Below are 12,886 nucleotides of genomic sequence, written 5' to 3'. Positions count from 1 at the left end.
AATTTACTCTATTTCGGCCTCTTTTCTCAGTACGTGAATAGGCTTGCCACTTTCGATCATGACGCACATCTTGCCGGTACGGCGGCAATGGTCCTGCACCCGCCAGTAGTCACCCTGACTGACGCATCCGGTCTGGCAAATGACCATATCGGCCGCTGCCAGGCTTTCGATGAACAGGTGCTCGTCATGCAGGTCGCGACTCTCGGCGACCAACCGGTGTGACGTCCCCGCCTCGGACACCATTGAGGCCTCATCTTCCAGACCGGATGGATCACATTCAACCTGTCTCTGCGCAGACGCCTGGGGAGCGGCAGGAACGGCAGCTTCGAAAGACGACATATCTGGTGCCGCAACGGCGGCATACCCCTGCCCCATCCGGCGCAGGTTACGCTCACGCACCAGGTGCTGCACCTGCTGCATCAGATCGCCAATCCTGCGCAGCAGCGTACGACGGCGTTCCAGTCCCGGATGCATGTCCTGCATCGACGCCATGTCCTGCTGCGCCCACATCAAGGCCGTGTCACGGATCACCAGGCGCGCATGCAACCGCATCTGCTCGGCCTGCAGGCGGGCGATCTCTGCAGCCTGAGCCTGCAACAGGTCGCTGCAGCGACGCTGGACCTGAGCGTACTGACGCACCAGCGCAAGATGCTCCTGGCTGAGTTGCCGATGGCTGGTCGCCAGATGATTCCGGAAAGAAAGGGTCTTGTTCATTGCAATGGAGTCTCCCAACTGCCGATCTACGCGGCAAGCATGCTTTTTGATGCAAAAGAGGATGACTTCTATTTCTATTTATTGATGGCGCAAGTGTACCTGACGAGATTCCGGCCTGCCAGACAATCCCTCTATTTGTTTAGACAAAAATCAATATATTTAATCCAATATAAATACGAAAAAGAAATATAAAGCCAAGTTTTTGGTATTTCTGAAGGGCAGGTCAGCATGCTGAAATACCTTCCATGCGCACACACTCTGCGCACCCTATTTCAACCATTTCTCTGGATCAGAACCATCATGAAGAAGCATCTGACACTTGCCGCCACGCTGACCCTGGCACTGTTCTCTGGCCTGGCTCATGCAGATCGCCTGGACGATATCAAGCAGGCCGGCGTCCTCAAGGTCGCCGCCTTCGACAGCAACCCGCCGTTCGGCTATGTGGACCAGCAGACCCGCCAGATCGTCGGACTGGACGTGGACTATGCCAAGGCACTGGCCGACAAGCTGGGCGTACGACTCGAAATCCTGCCAACCAACCCGGCCAATCGCGTGCCGCTGCTGACATCCAGGAAGGTCGATCTGGTTCTGGCCAATTTCACCATCACCGAAGAACGCGCCAAGCAGGTCGATTTCAGTATTCCCTACTTCGCCTCCGGCCAGCAATTCGTTGCCAAAAAAGGGGTGCTCAGCTCGCCCGATCAGTTGAACAGCCTGCGTATCGGCGTCGACAAAGGCACCGTCAACGAAATCGTGCTGCGTGAAAACTACCCTGGTGCCACACTGGTGGCCTACGATGACACACCATTCGCCTTTACGGCACTGCGCAATGGCAATGTGCAGGCCATCACCCAGGACGGCCCCAAGCTGATCGGCCTGCTGGCCAACGTGCCCGACAAGGAAAACTACGAGATCCCGGCCTTCTCGATCTCCGACGATCTGATCGGCATCGGCATCCCCAAGGGAGAGACCGCGCTCAAGTCCTTCGTGGACGAAACTCTGGTCGAGCTGGAGTCCAGTGGCCGTGCCCAGCAGATCTACGATGCCTGGTTCGGTCCCGACACCAAGACGCCGCTGGCACGTATCTACAAGATCGGCGACAAGCAGTAAATGCCCCCCGATTTCTGGCTGGCCCCCAAGTATCTCGGCTGGCTGATTCAGGGCTTCGGCGTCACGGTATTGCTGTCTGCCATCGTGGCGCTGTGCTCCACCCTGCTGGGTTTCCTGGTCTGCCTGGCGCGGCTCTCCGGCCGTGCCGCGCTGGCCTGGCCGGCGCGCGCGTATCTCAGCGTGTTTCGCAACACCCCGCTGCTGGTGCAACTGTTTTTCTGGTACTTCGGCGTGTCGGCCCTGATGCCCGCCCGGCTGGTGCAATGGCTGAACATGCCCCACGTCTGGTCGCTGACCCTGTTCGACATCCGCTGGCCAACCTTTGAAATGCTGGCCGCCATCTGGGGGCTGACGTTGTATACGGCGGCATTCATCGCAGAAGAGTTTCGTGCAGGTGTGCGCGGCGTACCGCCAGGACAATGGGCAGCAGCCGCCTCGGTCGGCATGCGCCCCCTGCAGGTCTGGCGCTGGATTGTCATGCCCCAGGCCGTGCGCAATGCCCTGCCGGCACTCGCAGGCCAATACATGAATACGGTCAAGAATACCTCGCTGGCCATGGCGATCGGGCTGGCCGAACTTTCCTATGCCTCGCGCCAGGTAGAAACCGAGACTTTCCGCACGTTTCAGTCATTCGGCATCGCCACGTTACTGTATGTCGCCCTGGTCGTGCTGATCGAAGTCGGCGTCCAGTGGCTGCAGCGACACCGGCTGGCCGTACACATGGGGCAGGGATGATTCGTCTGTACCGATCGCGCTGCCCTCATGCCAACGTGCCTAAAGACTGCGCCAAGCGTCTTTCGGTGTAAAAGGCCCAGTCCATGGATTTCTCCGTCATCTCCAACAACCTGCTCTATTTCCTGATCGGTGCCTATCCCTACGGCCCACTGGGTGGTGCCGCACTGACACTGATCCTGAGCATCCTGTCGGCACTGGCCTCGGCCGCCCTCGGTCTGGTGCTGGGCATTGCCCTGGCCATGACTCGCGGGGCAGCACACACGCTGCTGTTGACGGTACTCGGCTTTTTCCGGGCCATCCCGGTAATCATGCTGATCTTCTGGACTTACTTCCTGCTGCCGATTGTCTTCGGTATCGATGCGCCCGGCCTCGCCACGGTGGTCTGCGCGCTGTCGCTGATCGGCGGTGCCTACCTGGCCCACGCCGTGCATGCCGGCATCCGCAGCCTGCCGACCGGCCAGATGCAGGCAGCCCAGGCGCTGGGCATGCGCCCCTGGCAAGGAATGCGCAACATCATCCTGCCCCAGGCACTGCCCATCATGCTGCCTTCGTTCATCAACCAGTGGATCGCCCTGATCAAGGACACTTCGCTAGCCTACGTGATCGGCGTGGCAGAGCTGTCATTCGTGGCAACACAGGTCAGCAACCGTGAAATGGTCTACCCCACCGAGATATTCCTGTTCGTGGCACTGATGTACTACATTTTCTGCGCATCGCTGGAATGGCTGGCCAACCGGGCCGCACGCCGCTACGGGCAGCACCTGCGGCACGCCTAGCCGGCAAAGCCACCCGCGTCCAGGAACGCCTGTTCTTCTGCCGTGGTCGTACGCCCCAGGGCGACATTGCGATGGGGAAAACGGCCAAAGCGCCGGATGATATCCAGGTGTTCTTCGGCATAATCCTCGGAACGCCCCAGCAGGCGACAGAGTTCGACACAGCGCATCTGATCGGCCAGGCTCTCGGCGTGCATGAACGGCAGATAGACGAACAGTCTCAGGCTGACCGGCACCTGCTGGTCCAGGCCATTATCGACACCGGCGCGTGCATAATGCAATGCCAGCCCGTCGGTGGCAAACATATGGCCGGTATCCCGGAACGCATTGCGAGGAAACTGATCGAGCAGGATCATCAGCGCCAGCAGGCCATCCGGATCCGAGGCCCATGCCTCATGCCGGCGACGCGCGGCCGCAAGATGCGCCTGCATGAAACGGCTGGAAAAATCCTGGTCGAAAGCCTCGTCCTTGGAAAACCAGCGCTCGGGACCGGCTTCCTTCCAGAAGTTGACGATGGTGAGAATGGGTTCTTTCGCGGCCGGAATGATGTGCGATGTCATGACTGCCCCCTCGTCTTGTCCGTATTGGGCGTCCGCCATACCGAACTGCCCGGTGGCATGCGCGACATGGCGCATGGCTACGGCCGATTGTGCCACAGTTCACCGTTTCTCCATATTCGGCCCACGATTCCTGCAAGGTTGACGCCTAGACTGCAGTCTCACCCATTCACTGCACAGGAGTTCCGCCATGCAATCGACCCGCAACCTTTCCCGCTCCTTCCGCCTGCTCGGCAGTGCTGCCGTGCTGGCCCTGGCGTCACATGCCGCACTGGCACAGCCGCCGGCCCCCGGGCAGGAGCGCGGCCGCCACGAAGCACATGGCGCATCCACGCCGCATCTCATGGCACACGCCGGCATACAAGGGGAACGCCCGCTGCATGGCATGCGCGGACTGGATCTCAGCCGCGAACAGGAAGATCGCATCTTCGCTATCCGCCACGCCAGCGTCCCCGACATGCGCAATGCGCATCTTGCCATCCGCGATGCCCGCCGGGCACTGCACGAACTAGGCAAGGCCGACCGTTTCGACGAAAAGCAGGCCGAACAACTCAGCACCAGCCTGGCTCAGGCCATTGCACGCAGCGAAGTGCTGCGACTCAGGACCGACCAGCAAGTGCGAGCCGTGCTGACACCGGAGCAGCGCCAGCAATGGGATGAACGGCAAACGCGCCGCCACGGTGGTCCCGACCAGCACGAACCCCGTCACGCGCCGCCGGCAGAGTCCTGATCACAGCAGGCACAGGGACTGTCAGAAAAAATGCCGTTCACGCAAGCGAGTGAACGGCATCAGCCTGTACACGCTGTCATTGAGTCTCAACAGACTCCGCCCCCCTGCTCGCCACAGAGGTTCTGCTGCATCCAGTGACGGGCCTCCCCCGCGGAGAGCCCGCGTCCCAGCAAGGCAAACAGCTTGCCGAGCGCTGCTTCGCGAGTCATCGCCCCGCCATTGACCAGTCCCGTCCTGAACAACCGATCACCTGCGGCATAAACGCCCGATTCGATGGCTCCCGCCGGACATTGGCTGATGGCCACCAGCACGACGCCCTGCGCATGCGCCTGCTGCAGCGTTTCGAGCATGGCGGGATCGTCGGACGGCCCTGTTCCGGTTCCATAGCACTCCAGCACCATGCCCCGTACGCCGGTTGCCAGCAAGGTGCCGACCTGCGCAGCCTGCAACCCGGGATAGAACGGCAGGACTGCCAGCGGCACCTCGCGGCATGGCTGGCGGTAACACAGTACTTCGGGAATATCTGCCCTGGGCAATGATCCGGACTGCGGCCGGGCCACTACCTGGAAGGCATCCAGGCGTTCGCTGTGAAACTTGGTAGCCCGCACGCCATCCAAACGCTGGCCGCTGAACCAGACATGCACGCCTGCAGACAACGGCTGCTGCCAGAGTGCCAACGCGCCGAACAGATTGTCCCAGGCATCGGTCGGAGATTCACACCCCGGTTGCATGGAGCCAGTCAAAACCACGGGTATGGGTGCATCCGCCAACAGGAAAGCCAGGGCCGCAGCCGTATAGGCCAGGGTATCGGTGCCATGCAGCACCAGCACCCCCGCCACGCCTTCATCCACAGCCGCCACGATGGCTTCGTGCATCCGCCGCCAATGCGCCTGCGACATATTGGCACTGTCGATCGGCGGCTCGATGGCCTGATAGCGCCAGCGCGGCAAACCATCACGAACATCCGGTGCAAGTTGCGCCTGACGCGCCGACATCAGACGATCGAAGCCTGATGCCGGCACATACCCCCCGTCCCCCGGCACCATGCCGATGGTACCGCCGGTATACAGAACGAGAATTGGCGCGCCTGACATCACAGCTCCCTGCAAAAAGTCCGATTATCCCCTATCGAGTATCATCGGTGTCTTTTCAATGCCTATCCGGCAAGGCTGGCCCCATGTCCCTGTTCAATCTTCCCGCCTGTCCGCAGTGTGCCGAAAACGACACCTACCAGGACGGCGATCTGTATGTCTGCCCGCATTGTGCCCATGAATGGAATGCCGATGCGGCCAGCAGCGAACCTGCCGCAACGTCGGCAGCCGACGCACCGCGCAGCGTGCTCGACAGCAACGGCAACCCGCTGGCCGATGGTGACAGCGTCATTCTGACCAAGGATCTCAAGCTCAAGGGCTCTTCGAGCACCATCAAGAAAGGCACCAAGATCAAGGGCATCCGCATCGTGGACGGTGACCATGAAATCGATGCCAAGGTAGATGGCACTGGCGTGCTGCTCAAGGCCTGCTTCCTGAAAAAAGCCTGAGCAGCGACAGCCCCGGCGGTCAGTCGGCTGCCAGGATCACCTTCATGGCCTTTTCCTTGGCGGCATTGCCGAACACCTCATACGCTTTGAGGATATCGGCGAGCCTGAAGCGGTGCGTGATCAACTTGGCCGGCTCGATGCGACCCGACTGTACGGTTTTCATCAGCATGGGCGTGGTATTGGTATTGACCAGCCCGGTCGAGATCGTGATGTTCTGGATCCAGAGTTTTTCCAGATGCAGTTCGACGCTCTTGCCATGTACGCCAACATTGGCCACCCGGCCTCCCGGCGCAATGGCCTGCTGGCAGACATCGAACGTCGCCGGAATACCCACCGCTTCGATGGCCACGTCTACACCCACGCCATCCGTCATGGCCATGAGCTGCTCAACGGCATTGACTCGCGTCACATCGATGACATCGGTCGCGCCGAATTGCAAGGCAGCCTCAAGCCGGTTGGGATCGGCATCGAGCATGATCAGGCGCCCTGGCGAATAGAACTGCGCCGTCAGCAGCGCTGCCATGCCCACCGGTCCCGCGCCGACGATCGCAACCGTATCGCCCGGCTTGACCTGTCCGGCCAACACGCCGATCTCAAAACCTGTAGGCAAAATGTCGCTCAACATCACGAGGGCCTCTTCATCCGCCCCCTCCGGAATCGGGTACAGGCTGTTGTCGGCATGTGGAATACGCACCTGCTCGGCCTGCGTACCGTCGATCAGGTGCCCCAGTATCCAGCCGCCATCGGCGCAATGCGAATAGAGCTGACGCTTGCAATTGGGGCAACTGCCGCACGATGTCACGCATGAGATCAGTACCCGATCACCCTTCTTGAAGTTGCGCACTGCCGCACCCACTTCTTCGACAACGCCGACGCCTTCATGTCCCAGCGTCCGGCCGGGTTCGACGGCCGGCACATCGCCCTTGAGAATGTGCAGATCTGTCCCGCAAATCGTGGTGCGTGTGATGCGTACGATGGCATCGGTCGGCTTGAGCACGGACGGTGCCGGCTTGTCCTGCCAGTCTTTTTGCCCGGGGCCCTGATATACAAGCGCTTTCATGAGTGTCTCCTGGAGTGACATGTGACGCTTCAATATAAGCCTCCATGGCACGACTGTCATGCCGCAGCGCATCGTTCAGGCCTGTGGCTGCACGCTGACCACCTGATTGCGTCCCTGAGACTTGGCGGCGTAGAGGGCCTGATCGGCCTGCTTCATCACCAGCGCGACATCTTCGGCCGTACCGGGAAAATGCGCCACCCCCAGCGAGATCGTCAACTCACCCACGTCGGGAAACACATACGATACGACCGCCTGGCGCAACCGTTCCGCCACCTGCTGAGCAATATCCTGACTCGTATCCGGCAACAGGATCTGGAACTCTTCCCCGCCCAGTCTGAACAGTCGATCCTGACCGCGTGAACTGGCGCGCATGATCTGCGCCAACTGTACGATCACATGATCGCCCACATCATGTCCATAGGTATCATTGACACGCTTGAAATGATCAATATCGAGGACAACGACCGCAAAGCTCTGTTCACTGTCCTGCCAATGCGCCAGTATCTCTTCCCGGGCCCTGCGATTGAGCAGCCCCGTCATGGAATCTGTCTGTGCATCCAGGTTCAGTTTGCCAATACGCCGCTGAAGATAGCTCATGCCCTTGAGCAACGCCTTGCGCATCTGTGCCGCTTCGAAATACCAAGCATATATATTGCGAATACGGTCAATTGCGCTTTCGGTATCATCTTCGCGCTGTGCCTGATTAGCCAGACGCCACAGGGGGCGTGAAATCACGCGAGCCAACCACCAAGCCAGCAGCATTGTCACCAACACGGGGGGAATCGAATACAGCAGCACATCCAGCATCAGTCCCCCCAGGTTCGTCAAGGTTGAGTCGACGGGCTGCTGTGCCACTACGCCCCAGCGAGCAGCATCTATATGGGCATAGCCAGCCAGTAATTTCTCATCATGGCTATTGGTCACAGTCTGGGCCCCTTCCAGTCCCTGGGTCACCGCCGACACGACAGGATTGTCCTCAGCCTGCTCGCCGACCCGCTCCTGGTCGGCGTGATAAATAATCCGGCCGCCATGATCAACAACATACAAATAAGATGAATTATTAGATGGACCACCTAGCAACTCATGCAGAATATTCTTTTCCTTGAGCCGGATAGTGCCACCGATAAAACCCAGGTAGCGTCCATGCTCACCATGTATCGGATAGATAAGGTTGATGACAAGATTGCCAACCGCCGACATATAGGGGTCGGTAATCAGGGCACGCTGCTCGCGGCGAGCCAGCAATGTACCCGGACTCACGACTATTTTTCCTTTAAGCTCCAGAGACTCTGGAGAAATAGCAAGTACACGTCCCAGCGCGTCCACCACACCCACGGAGTTGAAGCTGTTGGTTTGACTGCGAAGACGGTCTACCTCCGCCTGCAGAAAGTCCGTATCCGACATCCGGTCGCGCACCAGTGTGCTGGCGTAGGCCAGTTGCTGCTGCGCCATACGCAAAAACATATCAGTGCTGCTTGCCAGCTTGCTTGCATAAGCCTGGTTAGCTTCCAGGGTAGCTGAAATCAACTGGTTGCGTTGCACCAGAAAACTGGCGTAGAGCGTATTGGAAAACACAATCAACGTACTGGCTATGGCCAGCAATAACATCAGATGTCGCAGCGTAATGCGTTGCAACCAGTTCTGGATATTCATAAGCCTGTTTCCGTCAACGCGCACGTCATCCAGACGGCAGTCGTGCCATAGCTATCGAATGCTGCCGTCCTTTCCGCCTTCTCGGTAAATCCATGGCGTGACCAGAAGGTCTCGGCCCCTTGTATCGCCACCAGGCTGATGCCTTCAATGCCGGCCTGGCGCGCCTGACCCAGCAGGTGTGCCACCAGGCGTCCGGCCACACCCCGGCCACGCGCTGCCACACCAATGGCCAGATCATGCAAGTGCCAGGTGCGGCAATCCGCCGGACTGGCCAGTGCCTGGTGCAGGCTGGGCGGCACATTGCCCGCCCAGGGATGGCTCAACACATAGCCCAGCACATCACCTTCTGCATCGACACATACCGCACATGTCTGCGGAGACACACGCCATTTGCTGCGCATGACTTCGCTATCCTCGAGAATCGAGGCTGGATAGGATTCAGCCTGGATACGAAGAATATCCGGCCAGACAATTTCGGTCACGGGCAATATACGCAGCATGAAAGGTCAATTCCGTACGGTGTTCAGCACGCGCTGCCACACCACCGCAAACGATGCCATGTCGGGCACCTCCACATCGAATACGTCACTGAGCACCTGACATGCCTCATCGGCACTGCCCAGCGTCTTCCGCTCGATCAACTCGCCTTCGGTATCCCTACGGCTCAACTGTGTACCCAGCAGACCATAACGCCCCTGCGGCGTCACTTTCGCCAGAAACAGCGTTTTGCAGAAAACCGACGCCGGACTGTTGGAAAGATAATAATTTGTCGCAATGTAGTCGACAGGCAGACAAGGCATTAGGTCAAAGCGATAGACCGGACGCCAACTGGCCTCGCGCCAGGCTTGCAGCAGATAATCGGTGCCATGCGGCTCGATCCGATAAAGACCATGCGGAGTCTGCTGTTCACCCGTCATATCGAGCCGCAGTGGTGCCGTCAGCGTACCACCGCCAAATCCGACATCGACAACGAAATCTCCCTCGTCCAGGTGGACCAGCAACAGCATGTGCGAACGTGGCGACAGGGCCTGATCAGACATGCCCCACAACACGCGGGCCGCCAGCCGGGTGATGCGAAACCCTGACCGTTCGAGCACACTGGCCAGCAAGCCATTGTGCTCGAAGCAATAACCACCACGCCGGACCGGGCCAAGCAGCTTCGCAGCCACCGCCTCAGTCTCGATGGAAACAGGCCGGGCCAGCAAAGGATCCAGGTTCTCGAATGGCAACGTCAGGGGATGCAACAGGTGGATACGCCGCAACGTGTCCAGAGTAGGCGCACAGGCACCGGTATAGCCTATTTTCTCGAAATAAGCAGATACGATGCGATTTTCAGGGTCGGTTATCAATGGCAATATTACGCAAAGATCGTAAGCTGGCATTCAGCATACCGGATTGAGGTATCTGCGCAAGCCTTGACAACCCGACTTCATTCAAATTGAAGATTGCATACGACAGTCCCCCTATAATTCGACCTCTCCGGCTGATTTCTTACTGTTCTTTCACTGCTCATATGGCCCTGCGCTCTACCGTCTACAAGGCGGACATTCATATTGCCGACAACGACCGCGCCTACTACGGCAGCCACGCCGTGACCGTGGCCCGCCACCCGTCGGAAACCGACGAACGCCTGATGGTTCGCCTGCTGGCTTTCGCCCTGCAGGCCGACGCCGAGGACAGACTGGCCTTTACGCGAGGCCTGAGCGAAGCCGACGAACCCGATCTGTGGCGCCATGACCTGACCGGCGCGATCGAGCTGTGGGTCGAGACCGGCTTGCCTGACGAGCGTCGTCTGCTCAAAGCCTGCGGCCGTGCGCAGCAGGTCATCGTGTACGCCTACGGTCGCAATGCCGAGCTATGGTGGGCGGGTATCCGCAACAAGCTGACGCGCACACGCAATCTGACGGTCTACGGCCTGCCGGCCGATGCCACGCAGGCCCTGGCTGGACTGGCCGAACGCGGCATGAGCCTGAACGTGAACGTACAGGACGCGTCGGCGTGGATATCGGGCGACGCAGGCGAAGCCAGCGTGGATATTGCACGCTGGATGCCGGAATCGCGCTGACGCAACATTGACGGGCTGCGCCCGCAGGCAGTGCGCTACGCGGTGCGCAGGCGAATCCGCGTGATTTCCGACGGTGCGCCCAGTCGCATCGGTGGTCCCCAATAGCCGGTTCCACGACTGATATAGACCTGCAGTTCGCCCACGCGCTTGAGTCCGGCCACGAAAGGCTGCTGCATCGGCACAAACAGGTTCCAGGGGACGAACTGCCCGCCATGTGTATGGCCGGACAGTTGCAGCCGAAAGCCGGCCCGCTCGGCTGCTGCAGCACTGCGCGGCTGATGCGCCAGCAGGATGCGTACTGCCTCTTCGGGAATTCCTGTGGCGGCCGCAGCCGGATCACTGCGATGCGCCGGATCGAATACCCCGCCACTGTAGTCGGTCACGCCAGCCAATGCCAACAGGGCCGCCTCGCGCCGGATCAGTACGTGCTGGTTCATCAACACGGTCATGCCCAGGCCACGAAAAGCCGCCACCCAGGCATCAGCACCCGAGTAATACTCATGATTGCCCGTCACCATGAACACACCGTCACGGGCACGCAATCCAGCCAGCGGAGCCACATGCGGGGCCAGCACATCAGTCTGGCCATCCACCAGGTCGCCGGTCAGGGCGATGATATCGGGCTGCAGGGCATTGGCCGCATCCACGATGCCCTGGACATAGCCGCGTTTGATCGTCGGCCCCACATGGATATCCGACAGTTGAACAATGGTCAGCCCATCCAGGGCCGGCGGCAGGCCGGGCAATGCAATCTCCACCGTTTTGACCTGGGCCAGACGGCGCGCGTTGAACACAGCAGCCAGGCTGGCCACCAGGGTCAGGACCAGGACGGCCCATGCGCTACCCCGCAACACCCCTGCAGACAGGGGATCGAAACCTTGCAGCAACCAGGCCAGGCCGAGTCCCGCATCCCTGATGAAAGTGCCCACCAGCAGGAAGGAAAAGACACCGAGAGCAATGAATCCGGCCCAGGACAGGATATCGGCCCATGTGCCTTGCGCCGTGCGCTGGCGCAGAAATGCCGAGCAGATGAGAACAAACGACAAGGCCAGCACCAGGCACCCTGCCAGTTGCCAGCCAGGCGACAGGGCCAATGCCGGCATCAGGCGCAGGCCCACATAGCCATGCAGGAACAGACCAACGGCAAGCAGTTTCAGGATAAAGGGCATGAAAAGAACCTGGAGTACAGAATCTGACGGTATTGTGCAGGATGCTGCGGTGGACGCCCAGCAAAACATCATGCGGCACTGCCAGGACGAATCGACATGCGTCTGGCAGTGATCGAGTCCAGCCTCAGCCCATCCACTCCACCAGCAGCAGTCGCAACGCAAACACGATCAGCAGCACCCCCATGGCGCGCTCGAACAGCCAGCCACTGCGCAAAAAGCGGGCCCGTACGGCAGGGTGGGTGAACATCAGGCTGACCAGAACGAACCACAGTGCATTGACGACACACATCCACACGCCATACAGCGCCTGGATCGCCAGCGGCGTCGAAGTGCTGACCACGGTCGTGAATACCGCCAGGAAAAACAAGGTCGCCTTTGGATTGGTGGCATTGGTCAGGAAACCCGTCCAGAACGCACGGAGCGCCCCCTGGCGAAGTGCTTCCTGGGAGCTCTCCGCATCATGCGCATCGGCTCCCGCTGGCCGACTGCGCAGGAACTGCACACCCAGGTATATCAGATAGCCGCCCCCAAGCAAACGTACAACATCCATCAGCCAGGGGGTTGTATGCAAGAGTGCGCTGACTCCCACCAGCGTATAGACCACATGAACCGAAATGCCCAGGCCGATACCCAGCGCAGTCAATATCCCGGCCCGGCGGCCATAGCGGACACTCTGGCGTACCGTGACGGCGAAGTCAGGTCCAGGAGCCACGACGGCCAGGAAATGGATCAGCGCCAAGCCCAGAAATTCACCCCAGATACTGCCTGTCATGCCACGCT

General features: G+C 60.0%; 15 protein-coding genes. 6 read left to right on the top strand and 9 right to left on the bottom strand.

Annotation, left to right across the window (positions count from 1 at the left end; all coding sequences use genetic code 11):
* Positions 1-3 precede the first annotated feature (3 nt).
* On the bottom strand, positions 4-714 hold the full coding sequence (locus tag DD235_RS01475; RefSeq protein WP_109060281.1) for a DUF2325 domain-containing protein: 711 nt from the start codon (positions 712-714) through the stop codon (positions 4-6).
* Positions 715-1,014: 300 nt separating this feature from the next.
* Here DD235_RS01475 and DD235_RS01470 point away from each other — a divergent pair, with 300 nt between their 5' ends.
* The 3 genes from DD235_RS01470 to DD235_RS01460 all read left to right on the top strand — a co-directional run bounded on the left by DD235_RS01470 (position 1,015) and on the right by DD235_RS01460 (position 3,335).
* Entirely contained in the window at positions 1,015-1,824 is an 810-nt protein-coding gene (locus DD235_RS01470) for an ABC transporter substrate-binding protein (RefSeq protein WP_109060280.1), read from the top strand.
* Positions 1,825-2,559, top strand: coding sequence for an amino acid ABC transporter permease (locus DD235_RS01465; RefSeq protein WP_109060279.1), 735 nt, complete (start codon positions 1,825-1,827; stop codon positions 2,557-2,559).
* Between the two features lie 83 nt (positions 2,560-2,642).
* Positions 2,643-3,335: an amino acid ABC transporter permease gene (locus tag DD235_RS01460; RefSeq protein WP_109060278.1), complete on the top strand. Its 693-nt coding sequence runs from the start codon at positions 2,643-2,645 to the stop codon at positions 3,333-3,335.
* Here the strand turns inward: DD235_RS01460 and DD235_RS01455 are convergent.
* Positions 3,332-3,892, bottom strand: coding sequence for a DUF924 family protein (locus DD235_RS01455; protein ID WP_162300383.1), 561 nt, complete (start codon positions 3,890-3,892; stop codon positions 3,332-3,334). The two genes, DD235_RS01460 and DD235_RS01455, sit on opposite strands and share 4 nt — an antisense overlap.
* 187 nt (positions 3,893-4,079) lie before the next feature.
* On the opposite strand from DD235_RS01455, the gene DD235_RS01450 reads away from it, so the two are divergent.
* Positions 4,080-4,619, top strand: a complete 540-nt coding sequence (locus tag DD235_RS01450) for a Spy/CpxP family protein refolding chaperone (protein ID WP_109060277.1) — start codon at positions 4,080-4,082, stop codon at positions 4,617-4,619.
* A gap of 86 nt (positions 4,620-4,705) precedes the next feature.
* Here the strand turns inward: DD235_RS01450 and DD235_RS01445 are convergent, their stop codons facing one another.
* A complete protein-coding gene (locus DD235_RS01445; RefSeq protein ID WP_109060276.1) occupies positions 4,706-5,713 on the bottom strand; it encodes an asparaginase in 1,008 nt (335 codons plus the stop codon).
* Positions 5,714-5,796: 83 nt separating this feature from the next.
* Between DD235_RS01445 and DD235_RS01440 the strand changes: the two genes are divergently transcribed.
* The gene (locus DD235_RS01440; protein ID WP_420810431.1) at positions 5,797-6,159 is read left to right on the top strand and encodes a zinc ribbon domain-containing protein YjdM; all 363 of its coding nucleotides are present in this window, start codon (positions 5,797-5,799) and stop codon (positions 6,157-6,159) included.
* A 19-nt stretch (positions 6,160-6,178) separates the two neighbouring features.
* On the opposite strand, the gene DD235_RS01435 is transcribed toward DD235_RS01440, so the two are convergent.
* From DD235_RS01435 to DD235_RS01420, 4 genes are all read right to left on the bottom strand, one after another.
* On the bottom strand, positions 6,179-7,219 hold the full coding sequence (locus DD235_RS01435) for a zinc-dependent alcohol dehydrogenase family protein (RefSeq protein WP_109060275.1): 1,041 nt from the start codon (positions 7,217-7,219) through the stop codon (positions 6,179-6,181).
* A gap of 75 nt (positions 7,220-7,294) precedes the next feature.
* Complete coding sequence (locus DD235_RS01430; protein WP_109060274.1) at positions 7,295-8,872, bottom strand: sensor domain-containing diguanylate cyclase; 1,578 nt, start codon at positions 8,870-8,872, stop codon at positions 7,295-7,297.
* On the bottom strand, positions 8,869-9,372 hold the full coding sequence (locus DD235_RS01425; protein WP_109060273.1) for a GNAT family N-acetyltransferase: 504 nt from the start codon (positions 9,370-9,372) through the stop codon (positions 8,869-8,871). The genes DD235_RS01430 and DD235_RS01425 overlap by 4 nt, the downstream gene beginning before the upstream one ends.
* Before the next feature lie 6 nt (positions 9,373-9,378).
* Positions 9,379-10,221: an arylamine N-acetyltransferase family protein gene (locus tag DD235_RS01420; RefSeq protein WP_204524168.1), complete on the bottom strand. Its 843-nt coding sequence runs from the start codon at positions 10,219-10,221 to the stop codon at positions 9,379-9,381.
* 164 nt (positions 10,222-10,385) lie between these two features.
* On the opposite strand from DD235_RS01420, the gene DD235_RS01415 reads away from it, so the two are divergent.
* Positions 10,386-10,937 (top strand): YaeQ family protein, encoded by a 552-nt coding sequence (locus DD235_RS01415; protein WP_109060271.1) that lies wholly within the window; start codon positions 10,386-10,388, stop codon positions 10,935-10,937.
* Positions 10,938-10,972: 35 nt separating this feature from the next.
* On the opposite strand, the gene DD235_RS01410 is transcribed toward DD235_RS01415, so the two are convergent.
* On the bottom strand, positions 10,973-12,106 hold the full coding sequence (locus DD235_RS01410) for a metallophosphoesterase (protein WP_109060270.1): 1,134 nt from the start codon (positions 12,104-12,106) through the stop codon (positions 10,973-10,975).
* Between the two features lie 124 nt (positions 12,107-12,230).
* Positions 12,231-12,878, bottom strand: coding sequence for a LysE family translocator (locus DD235_RS01405; RefSeq protein WP_109060269.1), 648 nt, complete (start codon positions 12,876-12,878; stop codon positions 12,231-12,233).
* Positions 12,879-12,886 lie beyond the last annotated feature (8 nt).

Source organism: Corticimicrobacter populi (assembly GCF_003123725.1).
Lineage (GTDB): Bacteria > Pseudomonadota > Gammaproteobacteria > Burkholderiales > Burkholderiaceae_B > Corticimicrobacter > Corticimicrobacter populi.
Note: the sequence above shows the minus strand (reverse complement) of the source record. Positions and strands in the feature narration are given on the sequence as shown.

What these genes read in the sequence shown, in the direction of transcription:
- DD235_RS01470 (WP_109060280.1), top strand. Translation starts at nt 1,015, where the DNA reads ATGAAGAAGCATCTGACACTTGCCGCCACGCTGACCCTGGCACTGTTC.
- DD235_RS01455 (WP_162300383.1), bottom strand. Translation starts at nt 3,892, where the DNA reads ATGACATCGCACATCATTCCGGCCGCGAAAGAACCCATTCTCACCATC.
- DD235_RS01405 (WP_109060269.1), bottom strand. Translation starts at nt 12,878, where the DNA reads ATGACAGGCAGTATCTGGGGTGAATTTCTGGGCTTGGCGCTGATCCAT.
- DD235_RS01425 (WP_109060273.1), bottom strand. Translation starts at nt 9,372, where the DNA reads ATGCTGCGTATATTGCCCGTGACCGAAATTGTCTGGCCGGATATTCTT.
- DD235_RS01410 (WP_109060270.1), bottom strand. Translation starts at nt 12,106, where the DNA reads ATGCCCTTTATCCTGAAACTGCTTGCCGTTGGTCTGTTCCTGCATGGC.
- DD235_RS01430 (WP_109060274.1), bottom strand. Translation starts at nt 8,872, where the DNA reads ATGAATATCCAGAACTGGTTGCAACGCATTACGCTGCGACATCTGATG.
- DD235_RS01475 (WP_109060281.1), bottom strand. Translation starts at nt 714, where the DNA reads ATGAACAAGACCCTTTCTTTCCGGAATCATCTGGCGACCAGCCATCGG.
- DD235_RS01415 (WP_109060271.1), top strand. Translation starts at nt 10,386, where the DNA reads ATGGCCCTGCGCTCTACCGTCTACAAGGCGGACATTCATATTGCCGAC.
- DD235_RS01440 (WP_420810431.1), top strand. Translation starts at nt 5,797, where the DNA reads ATGTCCCTGTTCAATCTTCCCGCCTGTCCGCAGTGTGCCGAAAACGAC.
- DD235_RS01445 (WP_109060276.1), bottom strand. Translation starts at nt 5,713, where the DNA reads ATGTCAGGCGCGCCAATTCTCGTTCTGTATACCGGCGGTACCATCGGC.
- DD235_RS01465 (WP_109060279.1), top strand. Translation starts at nt 1,825, where the DNA reads ATGCCCCCCGATTTCTGGCTGGCCCCCAAGTATCTCGGCTGGCTGATT.
- DD235_RS01460 (WP_109060278.1), top strand. Translation starts at nt 2,643, where the DNA reads ATGGATTTCTCCGTCATCTCCAACAACCTGCTCTATTTCCTGATCGGT.
- DD235_RS01435 (WP_109060275.1), bottom strand. Translation starts at nt 7,219, where the DNA reads ATGAAAGCGCTTGTATATCAGGGCCCCGGGCAAAAAGACTGGCAGGAC.
- DD235_RS01450 (WP_109060277.1), top strand. Translation starts at nt 4,080, where the DNA reads ATGCAATCGACCCGCAACCTTTCCCGCTCCTTCCGCCTGCTCGGCAGT.